The 14,707-nt window shown below is 47.3% G+C and carries 28 protein-coding genes; 24 read left to right on the top strand and 4 right to left on the bottom strand.

What is annotated here, in order from left to right; translation table 11 throughout:
- Positions 1–82: 82 nt before the first annotated feature.
- Positions 83–352 carry a helix-turn-helix transcriptional regulator gene (locus AB6E51_RS23055; RefSeq protein ID WP_016787092.1) on the bottom strand — a complete coding sequence of 90 codons (270 nt, stop codon included), beginning with the start codon at positions 350–352 and terminating at the stop codon, positions 83–85.
- Between the two features lie 152 nt (positions 353–504).
- Between AB6E51_RS23055 and AB6E51_RS23050 the strand changes: the two genes are divergently transcribed.
- From AB6E51_RS23050 to AB6E51_RS22935, 24 genes are all read left to right on the top strand, one after another.
- A complete protein-coding gene (locus AB6E51_RS23050) occupies positions 505–1,101 on the top strand; it encodes a hypothetical protein (RefSeq protein ID WP_372058686.1) in 597 nt (198 codons plus the stop codon).
- Positions 1,102–1,343: 242 nt separating this feature from the next.
- Entirely contained in the window at positions 1,344–1,562 is a 219-nt protein-coding gene (locus tag AB6E51_RS23045) for a hypothetical protein (protein WP_372058684.1), read from the top strand.
- Positions 1,563–1,631: 69 nt separating this feature from the next.
- On the top strand, positions 1,632–1,871 hold the full coding sequence (locus tag AB6E51_RS23040) for a hypothetical protein (RefSeq protein ID WP_372058683.1): 240 nt from the start codon (positions 1,632–1,634) through the stop codon (positions 1,869–1,871).
- Positions 1,861–2,328 carry a hypothetical protein gene (locus AB6E51_RS23035; RefSeq protein ID WP_372058681.1) on the top strand — a complete coding sequence of 156 codons (468 nt, stop codon included), beginning with the start codon at positions 1,861–1,863 and terminating at the stop codon, positions 2,326–2,328. Before AB6E51_RS23040 ends, AB6E51_RS23035 begins: the two co-directional genes overlap by 11 nt.
- Complete coding sequence (locus AB6E51_RS23030) at positions 2,318–2,806, top strand: hypothetical protein (RefSeq protein WP_372058679.1); 489 nt, start codon at positions 2,318–2,320, stop codon at positions 2,804–2,806. Before AB6E51_RS23035 ends, AB6E51_RS23030 begins: the two co-directional genes overlap by 11 nt.
- On the top strand, positions 2,775–3,494 hold the full coding sequence (locus AB6E51_RS23025) for a type IV secretory system conjugative DNA transfer family protein (RefSeq protein WP_241797661.1): 720 nt from the start codon (positions 2,775–2,777) through the stop codon (positions 3,492–3,494). Before AB6E51_RS23030 ends, AB6E51_RS23025 begins: the two co-directional genes overlap by 32 nt.
- A 106-nt stretch (positions 3,495–3,600) precedes the next feature.
- The gene (locus AB6E51_RS23020) at positions 3,601–3,732 is read left to right on the top strand and encodes a hypothetical protein (RefSeq protein ID WP_016787086.1); all 132 of its coding nucleotides are present in this window, start codon (positions 3,601–3,603) and stop codon (positions 3,730–3,732) included.
- 11 nt (positions 3,733–3,743) lie between these two features.
- Positions 3,744–4,565 carry a major capsid protein P2 gene (locus AB6E51_RS23015; RefSeq protein ID WP_016787085.1) on the top strand — a complete coding sequence of 274 codons (822 nt, stop codon included), beginning with the start codon at positions 3,744–3,746 and terminating at the stop codon, positions 4,563–4,565.
- A 9-nt stretch (positions 4,566–4,574) separates the two neighbouring features.
- Positions 4,575–4,844 (top strand): hypothetical protein, encoded by a 270-nt coding sequence (locus AB6E51_RS23010; RefSeq protein WP_016787084.1) that lies wholly within the window; start codon positions 4,575–4,577, stop codon positions 4,842–4,844.
- Between the two features lie 10 nt (positions 4,845–4,854).
- On the top strand, positions 4,855–4,992 hold the full coding sequence (locus tag AB6E51_RS23005) for a hypothetical protein (RefSeq protein WP_016787083.1): 138 nt from the start codon (positions 4,855–4,857) through the stop codon (positions 4,990–4,992).
- On the top strand, positions 4,992–5,198 hold the full coding sequence (locus tag AB6E51_RS23000) for a hypothetical protein (RefSeq protein ID WP_016787082.1): 207 nt from the start codon (positions 4,992–4,994) through the stop codon (positions 5,196–5,198). Before AB6E51_RS23005 ends, AB6E51_RS23000 begins: the two co-directional genes overlap by 1 nt.
- Positions 5,179–6,123: a hypothetical protein gene (locus AB6E51_RS22995; protein WP_372058677.1), complete on the top strand. Its 945-nt coding sequence runs from the start codon at positions 5,179–5,181 to the stop codon at positions 6,121–6,123. The genes AB6E51_RS23000 and AB6E51_RS22995 overlap by 20 nt, the downstream gene beginning before the upstream one ends.
- Positions 6,120–7,019, top strand: a complete 900-nt coding sequence (locus tag AB6E51_RS22990; RefSeq protein WP_372058676.1) for a hypothetical protein — start codon at positions 6,120–6,122, stop codon at positions 7,017–7,019. The genes AB6E51_RS22995 and AB6E51_RS22990 overlap by 4 nt, the downstream gene beginning before the upstream one ends.
- Positions 7,016–7,456 (top strand): hypothetical protein, encoded by a 441-nt coding sequence (locus tag AB6E51_RS22985; protein WP_372058675.1) that lies wholly within the window; start codon positions 7,016–7,018, stop codon positions 7,454–7,456. Before AB6E51_RS22990 ends, AB6E51_RS22985 begins: the two co-directional genes overlap by 4 nt.
- The gene (locus tag AB6E51_RS22980; protein WP_372058674.1) at positions 7,453–7,932 is read left to right on the top strand and encodes a M15 family metallopeptidase; all 480 of its coding nucleotides are present in this window, start codon (positions 7,453–7,455) and stop codon (positions 7,930–7,932) included. The genes AB6E51_RS22985 and AB6E51_RS22980 overlap by 4 nt, the downstream gene beginning before the upstream one ends.
- Complete coding sequence (locus AB6E51_RS22975) at positions 7,929–8,339, top strand: hypothetical protein (RefSeq protein ID WP_372058672.1); 411 nt, start codon at positions 7,929–7,931, stop codon at positions 8,337–8,339. Before AB6E51_RS22980 ends, AB6E51_RS22975 begins: the two co-directional genes overlap by 4 nt.
- A complete protein-coding gene (locus tag AB6E51_RS22970; protein WP_102421148.1) occupies positions 8,339–8,533 on the top strand; it encodes a hypothetical protein in 195 nt (64 codons plus the stop codon). The genes AB6E51_RS22975 and AB6E51_RS22970 overlap by 1 nt, the downstream gene beginning before the upstream one ends.
- 364 nt (positions 8,534–8,897) lie before the next feature.
- A complete protein-coding gene (locus AB6E51_RS22965; RefSeq protein WP_372058670.1) occupies positions 8,898–9,989 on the top strand; it encodes a type II toxin-antitoxin system RnlA family toxin in 1,092 nt (363 codons plus the stop codon).
- Positions 9,986–10,327: a type II toxin-antitoxin system RnlB family antitoxin gene (locus AB6E51_RS22960; RefSeq protein WP_372058669.1), complete on the top strand. Its 342-nt coding sequence runs from the start codon at positions 9,986–9,988 to the stop codon at positions 10,325–10,327. Before AB6E51_RS22965 ends, AB6E51_RS22960 begins: the two co-directional genes overlap by 4 nt.
- 158 nt (positions 10,328–10,485) lie before the next feature.
- Positions 10,486–11,298 carry a DUF2971 domain-containing protein gene (locus tag AB6E51_RS22955; RefSeq protein ID WP_372058667.1) on the top strand — a complete coding sequence of 271 codons (813 nt, stop codon included), beginning with the start codon at positions 10,486–10,488 and terminating at the stop codon, positions 11,296–11,298.
- A 106-nt stretch (positions 11,299–11,404) separates the two neighbouring features.
- Positions 11,405–11,662 (top strand): type II toxin-antitoxin system Phd/YefM family antitoxin, encoded by a 258-nt coding sequence (locus tag AB6E51_RS22950; RefSeq protein WP_061022887.1) that lies wholly within the window; start codon positions 11,405–11,407, stop codon positions 11,660–11,662.
- The gene (locus AB6E51_RS22945) at positions 11,650–11,952 is read left to right on the top strand and encodes a type II toxin-antitoxin system RelE/ParE family toxin (protein ID WP_372058665.1); all 303 of its coding nucleotides are present in this window, start codon (positions 11,650–11,652) and stop codon (positions 11,950–11,952) included. The genes AB6E51_RS22950 and AB6E51_RS22945 overlap by 13 nt, the downstream gene beginning before the upstream one ends.
- A gap of 53 nt (positions 11,953–12,005) precedes the next feature.
- A complete protein-coding gene (locus AB6E51_RS22940) occupies positions 12,006–12,263 on the top strand; it encodes a hypothetical protein (RefSeq protein ID WP_372058664.1) in 258 nt (85 codons plus the stop codon).
- A gap of 219 nt (positions 12,264–12,482) precedes the next feature.
- On the top strand, positions 12,483–13,535 hold the full coding sequence (locus AB6E51_RS22935; RefSeq protein WP_372058663.1) for a hypothetical protein: 1,053 nt from the start codon (positions 12,483–12,485) through the stop codon (positions 13,533–13,535).
- 7 nt (positions 13,536–13,542) lie between these two features.
- Here the strand turns inward: AB6E51_RS22935 and AB6E51_RS22930 are convergent, their stop codons facing one another.
- Genes AB6E51_RS22930 through AB6E51_RS22920 form a run of 3 tightly spaced genes read right to left on the bottom strand, consistent with a single transcriptional unit; the run spans position 13,543 to position 14,381 of the window.
- Complete coding sequence (locus tag AB6E51_RS22930; RefSeq protein WP_372058661.1) at positions 13,543–13,776, bottom strand: type II toxin-antitoxin system ParD family antitoxin; 234 nt, start codon at positions 13,774–13,776, stop codon at positions 13,543–13,545.
- Positions 13,757–13,933, bottom strand: a complete 177-nt coding sequence (locus AB6E51_RS22925; RefSeq protein ID WP_372058660.1) for a hypothetical protein — start codon at positions 13,931–13,933, stop codon at positions 13,757–13,759. Before AB6E51_RS22925 ends, AB6E51_RS22930 begins: the two co-directional genes overlap by 20 nt.
- A gap of 25 nt (positions 13,934–13,958) precedes the next feature.
- Positions 13,959–14,381 carry a phage protein gene (locus AB6E51_RS22920; RefSeq protein ID WP_372058658.1) on the bottom strand — a complete coding sequence of 141 codons (423 nt, stop codon included), beginning with the start codon at positions 14,379–14,381 and terminating at the stop codon, positions 13,959–13,961.
- Between the last annotated feature and the right edge of the window lie 326 nt (positions 14,382–14,707).

Below are 14,707 nucleotides of genomic sequence, written 5' to 3'. Positions count from 1 at the left end.
ATGAGCCTAGAAAGCCCCTCAAAATCAAACTAGCCTAAGTGCGTATTATGTATATGCGGGTAAATACATAATACGCTAATTTTCAAGGTCTTGAATCCTCTAAGACCTTAATAACTCTCTCATTTTTTATCTTGTGGGCGATGAGACCCCAGACCAAATTTTGATCACTTTCATGGAGCAAGCCTGCGATATGGAAAGCTATCTTCCAGTCTATAGAATTCCGACCATTCCGCCAGTTTCTTACGGTTGATTGGTCGACATTCAGCTTTTTTGCTAGTTGGTACTCTGAGGTGAGACCGAACTTAGCTTTAGTACGATTCAAAAGCGCATTTTCGTATGTAAAGCGTTCCATTATGATCCCTCATATTTCGTTCATTGTAGGGGTGGATTTAGCTTCAAAGCCATACGGGGCATGCTTGCCAGTAGCAAATAAATTCCAGTAGAGTGATTTATGTCAAAGGTTTAATACTCTAGGAAGGCAACGTTTAGTTTGCTATCACTCTAATGAAAGTCAGTCATCGATCTCCTAACAAAAGTTTCAAAAGAAGTGCGCGGCCATTGGCCGCGCTCAATCGTGATCGTTGGAGAAAGCTGTTGGAGAACCCGTCCCAATATGACTATCTGTTGTCTCGTTCGGGCAAGTCGACGCAACGCCAATACTTAACCGATATTGGCCGAGTGATGGACTACTTGGTGAGTGAGTTGGAGTTTCGTACTTGTAAGGTAGGAGTAGTGACCGCGAACGGGTTCTTGCTTCGTACTTGGGCGAATGCAGCCAAAGGTACCGGCTTACCAGAATGGCGGGTGAAACAGTGCGTGAGTTACGCAAAAGATCGAGGCTGGATCACCTCAAAGCAACCTCGAGAGAACATCAATGGCGACTGGTATGGATTGGCATCCATTAAGCGCATCACCGACAAGTATTTCCGCGATCTCGGTTTGAACCTGGCTTACGCGAACGCCAAACAAGCCGCAACTAAGAACCTCAAGAAAATGGCCGCCTCAACCGGCGTACACATCCGTTATCTTTTAACACCCATCACTTTGTTACGTAAGTTTGCGCGTCGCAGTACTCAGCGCCACAACAGCACTGTGCCTTAAGATCAAAGCTCAAACTGTGCCTAGATCCGCCTGAACCCCGATTTTTCGGGGTTTTTTGTCTCTATTCCTATCCAATCTCATCGATTTAAGACCGTGAATTCCTCGTTGTGGATAACCGTTTCATTAACCGGTGTTTTACTGCGTTAACTACTCCATGAAGTCACGCTTTGAGATCACAACGCATAGTCTAAAGACTAATGATCTATCTAAAGATAGATGTAAGGGACAGTTAGTGTTACCCCGTGAAAAACGGGGATAACTTATTAAAGGAAGCGGCTCATCGAGCTCGCCAGCGAGCTGGAGCCTTGTGTCGCGAGACGTTCGATAGCATGGCGATAAGCACACCGTGCGCGTGTGATGCAACGGGCATGGAGTCGCTGCGCGACGGTCTGTTAGGAAAGCAAAGGCGAAATCGAAGTGCACAGTTTGATTACTTAAACCTATTAAGTTTCATGTTTTAATTGTTATAATCTATTGGTTAACGTCGAGAGACAGGGACACACCAACGTCGTGAGACAGAGGACAATACAATGACAAAGCATCAACAGAGCTACCAACAATTGGTCAGCGAGCTTGAGCTCGTTGAACAATCGCTGACCCAAGCGGCGCCAGATTGGAGCACCATTCCAACGTTCAAGAAACCCCTTGTCGCGATTCAAGCGGCCGAAGAAGCCAGCCACCAGGTGGCGACGACCATCCACTTGCTGAAATCCCTCATGAACAATTTCCATCTTCGTTTGAGCGAACTGGAGACCAAGCATGGCCAGTAAGAATCCCGTCAAAGGTTACATCGCGTGCCCAACGCATGGCTGTGATGAGCTCTGCACCGTGCACGCCGTGGGCGAACACAAGCTCATCGAAGGGGGCGAGCCGCCTAAGAATAAGCGCCGTCTCGGTCAGCTCTATACGATTTGCCCCAGTTGCAAAACCAATCAAAGTGCGGGTAAACCGTTTCAAGACTGGTTGCACAACCACATGGTGTCGAGTCCAGATAAAGCCACTACTGGCTATAAAGACAGTGCCAATAAGAAACCCGACCCAAACACCCCTTTAAAACCGAACGAAACCAAGCCCGATAAGGGCTCAAGCAATCCCGACAAACCCAACGAGAACCAACCCGTGTCGGTTAACACCCGGTTAGGCTGGTCATTCTTGTTGCTGTTAAGCACCTGCGCGTTGTTGTGGTTTGGTTTAACGAAGAAAAAAGGAGTCACTCATGAGCAATGAAGCCCCATTCACGCCCGTGGAGAACGAACTGGATGAACGCGACCAACAAGCCGTTGAAGCCGTAGAAACCTTACGTGAAGCCCGAGAGCAAGACGAGGCCGAGCCGTCAGAGACGCAAGACGCTTCGCCGGAGCCATTGGGTTTCGGGGAAGAAGACGCGCGCATGATGCTTTCTTACGGCTTAGGTGTGGTGGAGATGACCGTCGGCAGTGTGTTTGATGTGCCGTTTGAAATCGACACCCGAGCCGGTAACCAGTGGCTAGACGCCGCATCACCCATGCTGCAGAAGTATGGTCCCGCCGGTTTGAAATGGTTTGGACAGTACCAAGGCGAGTTTGTGTTTGCTATGGCCTCGATGACCTTGATTGGAGGCTGCGCCAAACAAGTGCGCCAACTTAAACAGGCTCAGGAGACAACTGAGCCCGAGACGCCGCAGGAGGTGGACAGTGAAGCTTCCCAATCCAGTGAACAAGAATAACGCCCACAATGCGGAGCACGTTTGTTACATGGGCACCACGGGCAGCTGCAAAACCACCGCCATTCGTCAGCTCAATTTCATTGAGCGTTCGTCTCAAGTAGTGATGTTCGATCCGTACAGTGAGCACATCGAGGCGCCGCTCAAAGGTGCCCGCGTGCAAGCGTGTCACAGCTTTGATGAGTTCTACCACAAGGCGTGGTTTGCCCGAAAGAAAAAGACCGCGTTTCGGTTGGCTCTGGTCGAGCAAGCGCGAACCCGAGAGAACCTTGAGTTGTTTGCCAACATGGTCTGGTCATTAGGCGATGGCCATCATCCGAAAAAACTGCACTGTGTGATTGAAGAGCTTGCCAAGTTCACCAATACACCGTCAAAGCTCGATGGGTTAGCTGGCGAACTCTGGACGGGTGGCCGCGGCTTTGGCTTGGTGATGCACGCGACGTTTCAGCGCGGGCAAGAAGTGCCTAAAACGGTGCTCGATGAATCCAAATATGTGTACGTCGGTGCGGTCAGCTCACGGCGCAATGCTAAGTACATTGCGGACTATTTCGATATTCCCATCGAGGCCATTTTGGGGTTGCAAAGCTGCGTCGATAGGGAGCATTTAGGGCGCAAAAAGTTCGCCGATTACATTCTCAAATCACCGGGATTGGGCAAGTGGGAACAAGGAAAAATCTACCCCAAGCGATGATGGGTAACCTAATAGGTTTAACTTTGAGCCTAACAGGTTCAAGGCTCTGGTCATTTTTCTCTCTATACACCACGTTATCAGCATCAATCACTCTAAAGGAACTCCCATGAGATTGAACGTGAAAAATGTGGCGATTGTCGCCGGAATTGCGGCGGTCACGACGGGTGCGATCGTCTTTGCTGTGAACAATAAAGTCGGCGGCCTCGATAAGTTGCTGGGTCGCTCTGGCTGGTTTTAAAGGGGAATACGATGTCAGTCAAACCAATCAAACTGAATTCGATGGTTGGCGCGTCGTGGGGACAAAAAGGCACATTGCCTATCCCTAATGGCCCGACGTACCACGAGTTGGTACTGGAAACCAACGCCAGCGCTGCTGACATGCAGCGCATTGCCATTACGCTGAACGCCGAAGAGATCTACGTCTTAACCGGTGAAGAGTTGTTGATGCTCGAGCGTTACAAGCAACGAGACACCACCGCGGGGCATTTTGTGATCCCGTTCAGTGACATCGTGGCACGCACTAAAAATGGGGTGCGTTACACCGGTTTGGTCACTGAACTGGGCGACAATATCCACCTCGATATCCAATTCAAAGGCAAGGCGGCCAATGCGACGCCACTGTCTATACAAGTGCATGCGTGGGTGAGTAACTCTCAAGCGATGCGGGTCTTGGTACCGATGATCAAACGCGAAACCATGCCGGCCAATGCGCAAGGCGAGAACGAGTTCACCAACTTGGTGGCGAGTCCACTCATCAGCATTCGTCGCATGCATTTCATGCACGACAAGATCAGCAAATTGGAAATTGAGCGCGACTTTGTCAAAGAGTACGAAGCCAATACCTTCATTTCAGAAGCCAACGCGAAACGTAATGAGCGTACGCCACAAGACGGGTATTTCCATTTTGACCCGATCGTTCGTGGATTCTCCATTGATGAACTGTTTCCGACGCAGCACAGCTCCAACTTAAAATTCTCCGTGACCACCACCGATGTCCCAGGCTCAATCCCGATCTTGGTGGAGTCGGTGAAAGTGACGCGACCGGAAATGTTGCAGAGTGGCGCGGCCTAAGGAGCGCCAATGAAAAGCTTTTTTGATGATCTGTTGGAATTTGGCGCGGGCGCATTGGATTCGGTCGGGGAAAACGCCGACTGGCTGTTTCCCACCAATGACCAATCCACGAACCCTGATAAGACGCAGCAACCCAATCATCCTCAAGTGGACAACAAGGGGAATACGGTGACCACACCGCAAGCTCAACCTCAGAAAGACAACACGATGTTGTACGTCGGAGGTGGGGTTGGTGTGCTGCTGGTCTTGATATTGGGCGCGCTGGCGTTTCGACGATAAGGAGACGGTGATGCCGTTATTGTTTTGGGGATTGGGTGGATTTGGGGTCGGCAGCCTGTTTGGGCTGAGCGCTGGCAAAGGGCTCAATAAAGTGTTGCTTGTGGTGCTGTTTGTCGCGTCACTGATGTGGCTCAAAGGAGGGCGCTGATGCTCGGATCATTGACATCATTAACCGGTGGCGGTGGCCTTCAAGGAGGCGCAGCAGGACCCGCTACGTCCGGAACCTCCGGCAACACCACCAACAACAGTGGGTTTGAAGGCGGGCACATCAGCCTCGGTGAACAACGCGGTATGCCGTGGTGGTTCATTGTGTTGATGGCGCTGTTTGCCTTGTATGCGTTATCCAAACGATAGCTTACAGCCAACAAAGTGGGCGCACGTTCATCAACGGCTAAAACCAGCACTGAGAGACTATTACCAACACGCACAAACCCAAGTGGCAAAAGGCTTAGAGGCAACGTATCAAATAAGTGACACTGTCGTGTTGCTGCGTGGTGAAAGGCTGAAAAACCACACCAAAGAGCTGGTTGTGGTGGGGTTAGCGGGCGACATGGCTACCGGCACATTGGCCGCCGTCGAGCATGCCAAACAGCATGGCTTTGATTCGGTGCGAGCGCATTTTTATCGTGATGGCGCACAGCGGTTCATAGCAAGGCGGTTGAAATTACCAGTTCAGGAAATTGAACGTCGCGGTGATGAGCGAATTTTACAAATAAGGTTAGCGGATATGGGTGGAAGAAGTTCTTCGAAAAGTCGTCAAAGCAACACCACGACGACCACAAACACCAGCAGCAGTGCGGCGGTCGGGGGCGACAATACCGGTGTGATGCTGTCGGGCGTCAGTGACTCGGACATCAATTTGACCATGACCGATCATGGCGCGATGGCCATTGCGGGACGTACCGCCGAAGAAGCGTTTGATTTTGGTACCCAAGCGTTAAGAGTCAATGAATCAGTGGTCGGGGATTCATTGAACATGGTCGATAACTCGTTGCGTGTGGTCGATAACACCGTCGACGAAGCCTTTGGCTTTGGGACGTCAGCCCTAGAAGAGCAATCCGAAGTCAGTCAATACGCCATTGATTCGATCAAATCGATGGCCGGTCAACAAACCGAAACCACCAAAGCGGCGATTGCCTTAGCCAACAACGCGAAAGCGCGAGAGCAAACGGGCACCAATGAATCCGACAACTCTACGTTGAAAAAACTCTCTCTCATCCTTGGGATCATCGGCACGATGGTCACCATTGGGGTGGTCATGACAAGGCGCGCATCATGAAACAGACCCACACACTCGAGCCCAATCACACGCTGACGTTTAACGCCGGTCAATCCGGTAAGTACCTTATCTTGCGTGATACCACGCACTCGTTACTGCTGCAGGGCGATACCATGCGTCCCGTTGAGATCTTCGGGGGTGACACCGTCGATGTGTCTGCCTTTGACAAGCTCGAGCTGAACAATCATCAGTCTGTCGATGTGACGTTTGAGTATCAAGTGTCGGATTTATTGATCATGACCAAGGCGCAGAAAATCAGCGTCAATAACGCGCTGTTGGTCAGTGAAATTGAAAAGCCGGTGCACGTGAGAAAAGTGCAAGATCCCGTACAGGTCAGTGAAGTACAAACGCCGGTGCGTGTGGCGCAGATTGAAACGCCAGTATCGGTTCAAAAAGTGCGTGAGCCCGTCAAGGTTAGTGACATTGTCACTCCGGTTAAAATATCAGAAATACAAACACCTACCACGATTAGTGAGGTTCAAACGCCGGTTAATGTCAATCGAGTGGCCGAGCCGGTGACGATCGACCAAATCACACGGCCGTTAACCATTGAGCGCATCCAACAACCGGTGAATGTCGAGGTTGGGAACGCGTCACTGGACGTGCAAGCGACCATCACCAACACCGAATTGAAAGTGACGTCGGATCCAGAGCGCGTGACGTTCGCCAGAATTGGCAATGGCACTTTGTTAATGACGGGAGGCTATCAACGCATTCGAGAGAAAAGCGCGAGAAAGGCACTCATCTTACAAGCTCTGGCCACCAATGAAGGCACGGTCATCGTGCAAGGTTTCTTGGAGTTACGTCCGGGCGGACATTTGACGCTCAACACCAATCAAGCCGTGAGCTTGCAAGGCACCGCGAGCGACCGCCTTAAAGTAGGAGAAGCGCTATGATGCTGTCGTTAACCAATCCTGAGATTGTCAGCGCTAATGATGGCGTGTTGAACGTGGAAGCGAAACACGACAATCAGATAAAATTCATTGTCCACTCAAATCGAGAGGCGACGTTTCCGCTTTCCAACCACCTTGAATTGCTCGATTTGAGTATTAACCGCCATAAACTTGAGCAAGCAACGCCACACAACCAGCGCCGAAACTCGTTTTCGCTTCCGGCAGAGGAAGGCGTCGTCCAAATCAAGTTTTTGACTGCCAACGATACCAACGTATCGGGGCGTTTGCTCTTTCTGTATTTTGCTGCGAATCAACGTTATGGCTATCCAATATCTCTTATCAAGCCAAAAGCCGCGACCAAGCTTGAGATCACCGTCTTCCACGTTGATGCTAGCGTTACGCTGCATTCGAGACTCCTTGTGAAATCGGAGGGCGAATGAGATGGCTAATGTTACTCGCCAGTGGCTTACTGGCCGGAGTGTACCTTATGAATAAGCGAACCATTGATGAAACGGTCAGCGACTTTGTGCTGTCTGCCCGTAGCGAAACCCGCATGTTGGGCGTGCATGGCGACTTGAAAAAGGTTGTACGTCGAGCACTCGAGCTGTCACCGTATGATTTTGGCATCACGGAAGGTCTACGCACCGCGAAACGCCAATATCAGCTCTATCAAGAAGGCTTGAGCCAGCTCGATGGGGCGAAACGTCTTAGCCGGCACCAGTCTGGCCATGCGATCGATTTCGTGGCCTACGACGAAAACAACAAAGTCACGTGGGACTTTAAGTATTACGCCGCCATCAGCCGAGCCTTTAAACAAGCCGCTCGAGAGCTGAATGTCGCGATTGTTTGGGGCGGTGATTGGAAGAGCCTGAAAGACGGTCCGCACATTGAATTGAGTCGTCGGGTGTACACATGATTGGCGCGCTCATTAATCTCGTGACCGGTGGTGTGGCGGCGTACAAGCAGCACAACCAAAACCGAGCCGAAACGCTTAAGCGCAAAGATGAACTCGAGAGCGAGAAGCATCAGGCGAGGGTGCGTCGACTTCAAAACGGAGAAGAGCAGGCCAGTAGTCTCGATGAAGTCAGCATTCGAGAGCGGGGACTCAAAGATGAGTTCATCCTCTTAGTGGTGTTTGTGCCGCTCATCCTCTCATTCATCCCCAATTACGCCCCTTATGTTGAGCAAGGCTTTACCGCGCTGCAGCGTATCCCCAATCCGTATTGGTTTGTGGTGGGGGCAGTCGTCGTGGATACGCTCGGGATGCGCGCCATGGTTCGCTATCTCCTCGAATTTTACGTATCGAGATGGAAGGAAAAATGATGGGGTTTCTGGACACACTGATTATTGCGTTTATGACAGGCGGAGTCTCAAGCCTTGGCACGATTGCGGCTTTGAAAACGGACATCAACTGGATAAAGCGAGTGCAGCAAGACCAAGAGCAACGAATACGAAAACTGGAGATACCGAATGAAAGGACACAAGTGCAAAGGCCGCCGACCAAACGGCCAACTTAAGAAAGGATATACGCTCAAGAACGGGCGTGTAGTTAGGGCGAACACCACTCGAAAACGCTACAAAAAACGCCGATAAAATCAACCAATTGAAAGAGCCATTTTCTTATAAAAGTGGCTTTTTTTGCATTTAATCTATAAGAGACTAAGTTATCAGCACCTTGTTTTACAGCTAATGATTTAAATCACTGTTATAAATGGGGTTGGTCGTTATAATCAGCCCCATTAATCAAACTAGACAGAAAAATTCTTTATTTAAACGCAGAATTTTTCTATCTGATAACTGTTCAGCCTCATCTTTAGAATTCACATGGGTGCAATTAGGGCTGATATTATTCAATTCTCAGTTAGACTAGGTTTATAACTTATGGATAAAAATTATCAAGACTTGCCGTTTAAGCAAGAACTCACAGCGACATATTTTGATTCATTCTTTAGTCAAAATAGTCATTTAAAAATTCGCTCTCAGGATCGAACTGACGCTAAATACACGATTAAGTTTGGTGGGATAGGTTTAGATGATGCCACCGTTGTTTTGTTTTATAAAACTGGTGGTTTGACTACGATTCAGTACAAAACCGGACGTAACCAACTTCTGGGTAAGCAACTAGCTGATTTTCTTTATTCAACAGTTGATCCTAACGAACGTATACCAGTGAACTTCTCCCTTAAGGGCGTTTGTACAGAGACCGTTGAAACTTTGTTATCTGACCTTGAAGACATAACTGATGAAGATGGTCAGAAACAAATTGAAGTGACCCGACACCCTCAGGCCCATGGTACTAGAATTGAGCTTTACAGCGTGCAATGTAAAGATAGGCTCGTTCTAACGCATTACAGTACTAATGTACTACAAATTCAAGGCAAGCCTCTGTTCTGTTACCGAAATTTAACTTATTCTCTCTCAATACTTTTAGATCAAGCAGCGTTGCAGTCTGTAATAAGTAAAACATCAGATGATGATCGAACAATTGTTCGTGAAGAGGTTGCTCAGCTATTTATTGAAAAAGAGTACTCTAATTCGTTTTCAAGGATGGATGCCCCATTTAAGAATCTACTTGTGTCTAGTTACTGTGTAAAACTTGCATCACCGTCTTTACCTGAGTATTCTATGCTGCTTTATGCCGATCTCAGAGTTTTGGAAGGCGTGATTAAGCAAGTATTATCGTTGTACGGCTTGTATACTGACAGTTCAAGAGTTGACATTGGTGAATACTTCGACTGTACTCGAACGAGTTGCTCGTTAAAGAGTGAGTACGATAGTGGGATTGATAGCGGTACGATTTCTCAATTAGAAATTTGCTATCAGTATTATAGAGAGCAACGGCACTCCCTGTTCCATATGAGCGATATGGTCCTGAGTTCACGTATTATCAGCTCTCTTGGTGAGGTTATGAGGATTAGCAGTGACATCGCGGGTAAAATTGACGCGATGTACGTGGCTTGTACAGACTTATGAATTACAAAGTAGAGCATAGTAAATTCGGTATAGTTATTAGTAGTGTGTCTTATGAAAGTCCATTACATGATCTCCCTGAGATTGAACTATGCCTTAATTTTAAACACTACGTCGGTGAAGTAGTGTTTGATTTGCTATGTTCTAATGGTGACGAGCTTAACCGGTTCGTCACGATGAGTTTTGATGGCTCATCCTTTAATAGACGGACCCTAAGCGTCCTGAGTAACCCCCCTGAAGAGTTACTGACATTTCAAAATCTTTTCTATTCGCAGAATAAAACGCATGTTTCCAATTCCGTGCTATCTTCGTCTGCGAGGTCTACATACACTTCGCACTAACTAAATAGTGCTACCTATCCATGCAAAGTATTTAAAAGTGAATTCCAACGCTGAGGTGTTTTTGTCTCGGTGTTGGGTTTGTTGTGCGTAACTTTGGCTTAATCGCACTACGTTTCACATAACTAATTCGCTAGTTGCTTCGGATAAATAGGAAAATTATGATTCTCTATAAATACATGTCTTTCAAATCAGCGTGTTTAGTTATAGATGGTCTTTCAATTGGCTTCTCTTGCTTAGAAGATCTCAATGACCCATTTGAAGGAACGGCTATCTGCTTTGAAGGTTCTGATGATGAAAGTAGTCAGTTAAAGATAAACCCTTATCGTAATCGCTTAAGTCGCAACTATGGTGTTCTTTCGCTTACTCGTAATCCATTAAACCCCCTTATGTGGTCTCATTACGGTGATGACCATCGAGGTGTTGTTATTGGTATTGATATGGAAAAAGCAAGCTTACTTGATGAAAGCTCATGTGTTATTCCTGCTCAATTCGGTGAAATAGTTTACACATCAACAATGCCTAAAAATATGTTACCAACCTCCAACTTTGACTCGCTAATGAGTGTCGGTGAAGAAGTTAGAAGCTTTAGACATCATGATTATGGTCTATTTAAAAATGCTTTTCTGATGAAAGATCTTGTATGGGGGTATGAAGAGGAGGTGCGCGTTGTTAAGAATATTAAGGGTAACAAACACTCTCGATATTCAGTGAGCGAGTTTGAGAACCTAGCAGGTAAATGGAACCAAGTAATAGTTTCAGGTCGTCCATTGTATTGTTTATCAATACCAAAGGAGTCTATCGTCGAAGCATATTTGGGGTGTGCTAGTTATAGCAACGTTACTCGCTTAGCCCTGGAAGAAGAGTTTTACATCAATACTTGTAACAAATGGAAATCTAACGGGGTTGACGTGCAATTAGTTCGTCGTAAAGAAGGTACCTGGAGTTTGGAGCTTTCCAATCACATAATTTAGTACTTATTAACAACGACTCCTAACGGATGGCAGTGTTCTGCGCTAAACTTGCTATACAGGAAGTGATACAATAGTATCACTTTAATCTTCTGTTGGAGTCATACTCATGAAAGTCGAGCTCGTTACTTCCCTTAAGCGTCAAGCGACCAAAATCCTTGCCGATCTGCACGACACCAAAGAGCCCGTGTTGATCACCGAGCATGGCAAACCTTCTGCGTATTTGGTTGACGTCGATGACTATCAGTTTATGCAAAACCGCTTGGCTATCCTCGAAGGGATCGCACGCGGTGAGCGAGCCATTTCTGAAGGCAAGTCGCTGAGTCATGACGAAGCCAAAGACAAGATGTCAAAATGGCTGAAGTGATTTGGAGTGAGCCCGCGTTATTGGACCTTAACGATATCGCGGAATATATTGCTCTTGAAAATTTGGTTGCGGCCAAACAACTCGTTCAAAACGTCTTCGACAAAGTTGAACGACTCGTCGACTTTCCTGAGTCTGGGCGTCTGCCTCCCGAGCTAGAGCACCTTAATTATCGTGAAGTCGTGGTGAATCCGTGTCGTGTTTTTTACAAACAAGAAGCTGACAAAGTCTACATCCTGTTTGTTATGCGTGCGGAGCGAGATTTACGTCGATTTTTGCTGAGCAAACAGTAAAGCGTTTGTGCTACCTCTGATAGGCTGATGGTCTACATAGAGGAGGGTTCAACATGGCGAAAAAGAAAAAAACACTTCAATCTAAACGTCTCACCAAACCAGTGCCTTCATGGACTGAGGCCAAACTGATCACCATCAAGCGACACCGTATCGAGGGCGCCTTAAGCTTCGGTGTATCGACCATCTCCAGACCGCAAGTCTTACCTAATTATGAGCGCGTTTGGGAACAAACCATCGTCGAAGAAGCGTACCAACAAGCGATTGTTGAGCTGCTAGAGCAGGGCGAGGTCGTGTTGAGAGTAGAAGACTAAATGGGTTTCTCTTGAGTGTTTTTTCTTTCGGGTACACCTGTCTAAATGTTTGAATATTAAAATTAACTTTCCAATTCCAAGCCAAATTACGCCTCTCTGAGTGGTTTCGCATTCTAATTTATAATTATTAATTTCAAAGAAGCGGACAGAGCAAAAACGCGCAACGATCATAATGTATATATTCCTCGACGTTCATATAACGCCATGAGGAAATTAAGAATGAAACACCCCAGTTCTATTAAAGTATTGAAAAGCACAATGTTGATCGTCGGTGTGTTATTGGTCGGTTGCAAAGATAAAAACCTGTTCGAAAAGGTTGAAGATATTGAAATTGAAAACAGCGAGAGCACAGAGGTTGAAACGCAATCATTCCAAATCAGTGAGGTGATCGTTACGGCGGACAGTCGCACCTTCCCCGTGAAGAGTATCATCACGTTCGAGGTGTTTGCAGAAACCGAAGCCTTGTTTGATGGCCCACAAGACATCGCAGCGCACACTTCGTCATCACGCGTGAACATTTCAACGCTGCCGGGACTCAGACTTGAATCCATGGATCCGGATATCTTGAGCATTCCAGACGGTGAGCGGATCGGCATTGCTCGAAAGGAAGGGCCCGTCACGGTATACGCACACTTTGGAGGCGTGCAGAGTGCACCCCTAAAGTTGAAGATCTTACCGCTGTTAACTTCGTGTGGTCAGGTGAATAATACCGATAAAAATAACTCGGGTGAAACCTGTTTAAAAGTGGTCAAAGGGAGATATGCTGAGGCTAAGAACAAACTCTTCACCGGTACCCCAAGCCTTTCTTTTTTAAACGCGTTGAATTACCGTCAAGAGGACACCGTTGATAACGCGGGCAAAACGTACGCCTCCAGTGTTGTTGGGGTCGGTCTCAACGCGACGGCCAGTGGGCTTTTTGGATTGTTTCGTCAAGATGGACAGGACGCCACTTTAGACGGCACCCAAGGTCAATATGACCGCTATTGCCAACACCTTGCTGAGATTCAGTTCTTGGAAAGAAAGGATTGGCGCCGTGCCACAGGCCTAGAATTATCGGCGCTTTATCAGGGCTCAGGAAACCTCTATGACAATTATGGCGTATTTAATCAAGTCGATTATTGGACAGCAAGTCAATCCATGCCTGGGCGACAAACGGCACTGCCTTTTGAATTTTTTAGTGTTGCATTAAAAAACACAGGATTCGTTTTCCCAAAAAGTCGAACAGAAGGTTTGGCAGCCAGTTGCGTGTCCGCCAACGCGAGTCATCCCTAACACGGAGTCAAGCCGGCTCATCGGGAGGGAGCTTGTCTCTCTCGTAATCCAACGCTTTCATCAAGGCGTCAAGGTGATAATCCGCGATCCCACTGTCTTCACCTTCTATAAGTCGTTGTCGTAACGTCTTCATTTTATTCTCTTTTAAGTCAAAGCGGCGCTGAGCTGAGCCTTCTTTTGGGGGATCGTCAGCGCCAAATCGATAAAAGCGGGCAGGTGAGTCACTTCTTTTTCTGACCACTTTGTATCAGTCTCAATGAGCCAAGGGATTTGGTTTCCATAAATTGACCCATTTCTGCCCAGTGGGCGATTTTTTGGGACGGCGTCACTCCAGAGCCTTTGGCGGCTTTGAGCGCTTGGTTGAACAGCACTTGATCGATATAGACACTCACTTTCATCGCTAATCCTTTTTAACTTGCTTCTTTATTTGAATTTGCTGGGGACCCAAGGTTTGGGGGGCATTCGACGACCGCCACGAAACGGCAATGGATGCTCCTTAGGTGGGTAATATTTCGGTGAATCAATCTTGCCGTGGCGCTCAACCAGTTGACGATGCTCATCACGCCAGTAGGCAAAACTGAGCAATTCTTTAGGGTTGAATTCGCGTCTTTCGGGTGTGATCAAGGTGGCACGGTCGACGTTAATTTTAAAACCGTCCCAACGGTGATCTAAGGGCAAATAGCCACGTGCATGCACATTCATCAGCTTCTCGGCGATGGGATTGATCGAGTATTGGCCCGACAACCAACGCCGAATGGTCGGTACCGTCACATGAAAAAACGCCGCAGCGTCGTGCAAAGAATCAAAATGTTGGTTCACCAACTCAGCAAATGGCGGGGTTCTCATGTGATCGACCTCAAAAAATATTAGTGGTTATTGATAGTTTATTCCTATTTTACTTTGGTGGCTTGATAGTCATTGACTATCAAACTGCAGCGGTTTCTTGAAAATTAAATATTGTATTTGGAACACTATAGCGAAGCCGAGCGTCCAAAAAAGTAATTAATAGGATAATTTCAGGGTAAAGATTAAGGAAAACAAGGCAGTTAGGCGCCCAGATAAGCAAAAAACGACCACAGATAACAACTTGAAAAGATTATAATTTATCACTATATTAGTGCGTATTATGGTTATGAATTATGTTGAGAGGTTTGCTGAAAGCCTGAATGAAA

This window comes from Vibrio sp. 10N.247.311.47, from assembly GCF_041467535.1.
Taxonomy (GTDB): Bacteria; Pseudomonadota; Gammaproteobacteria; order Enterobacterales; family Vibrionaceae; genus Vibrio; species Vibrio crassostreae_C.
This window is presented reverse-complemented; position numbering and strand designations above follow the sequence as displayed.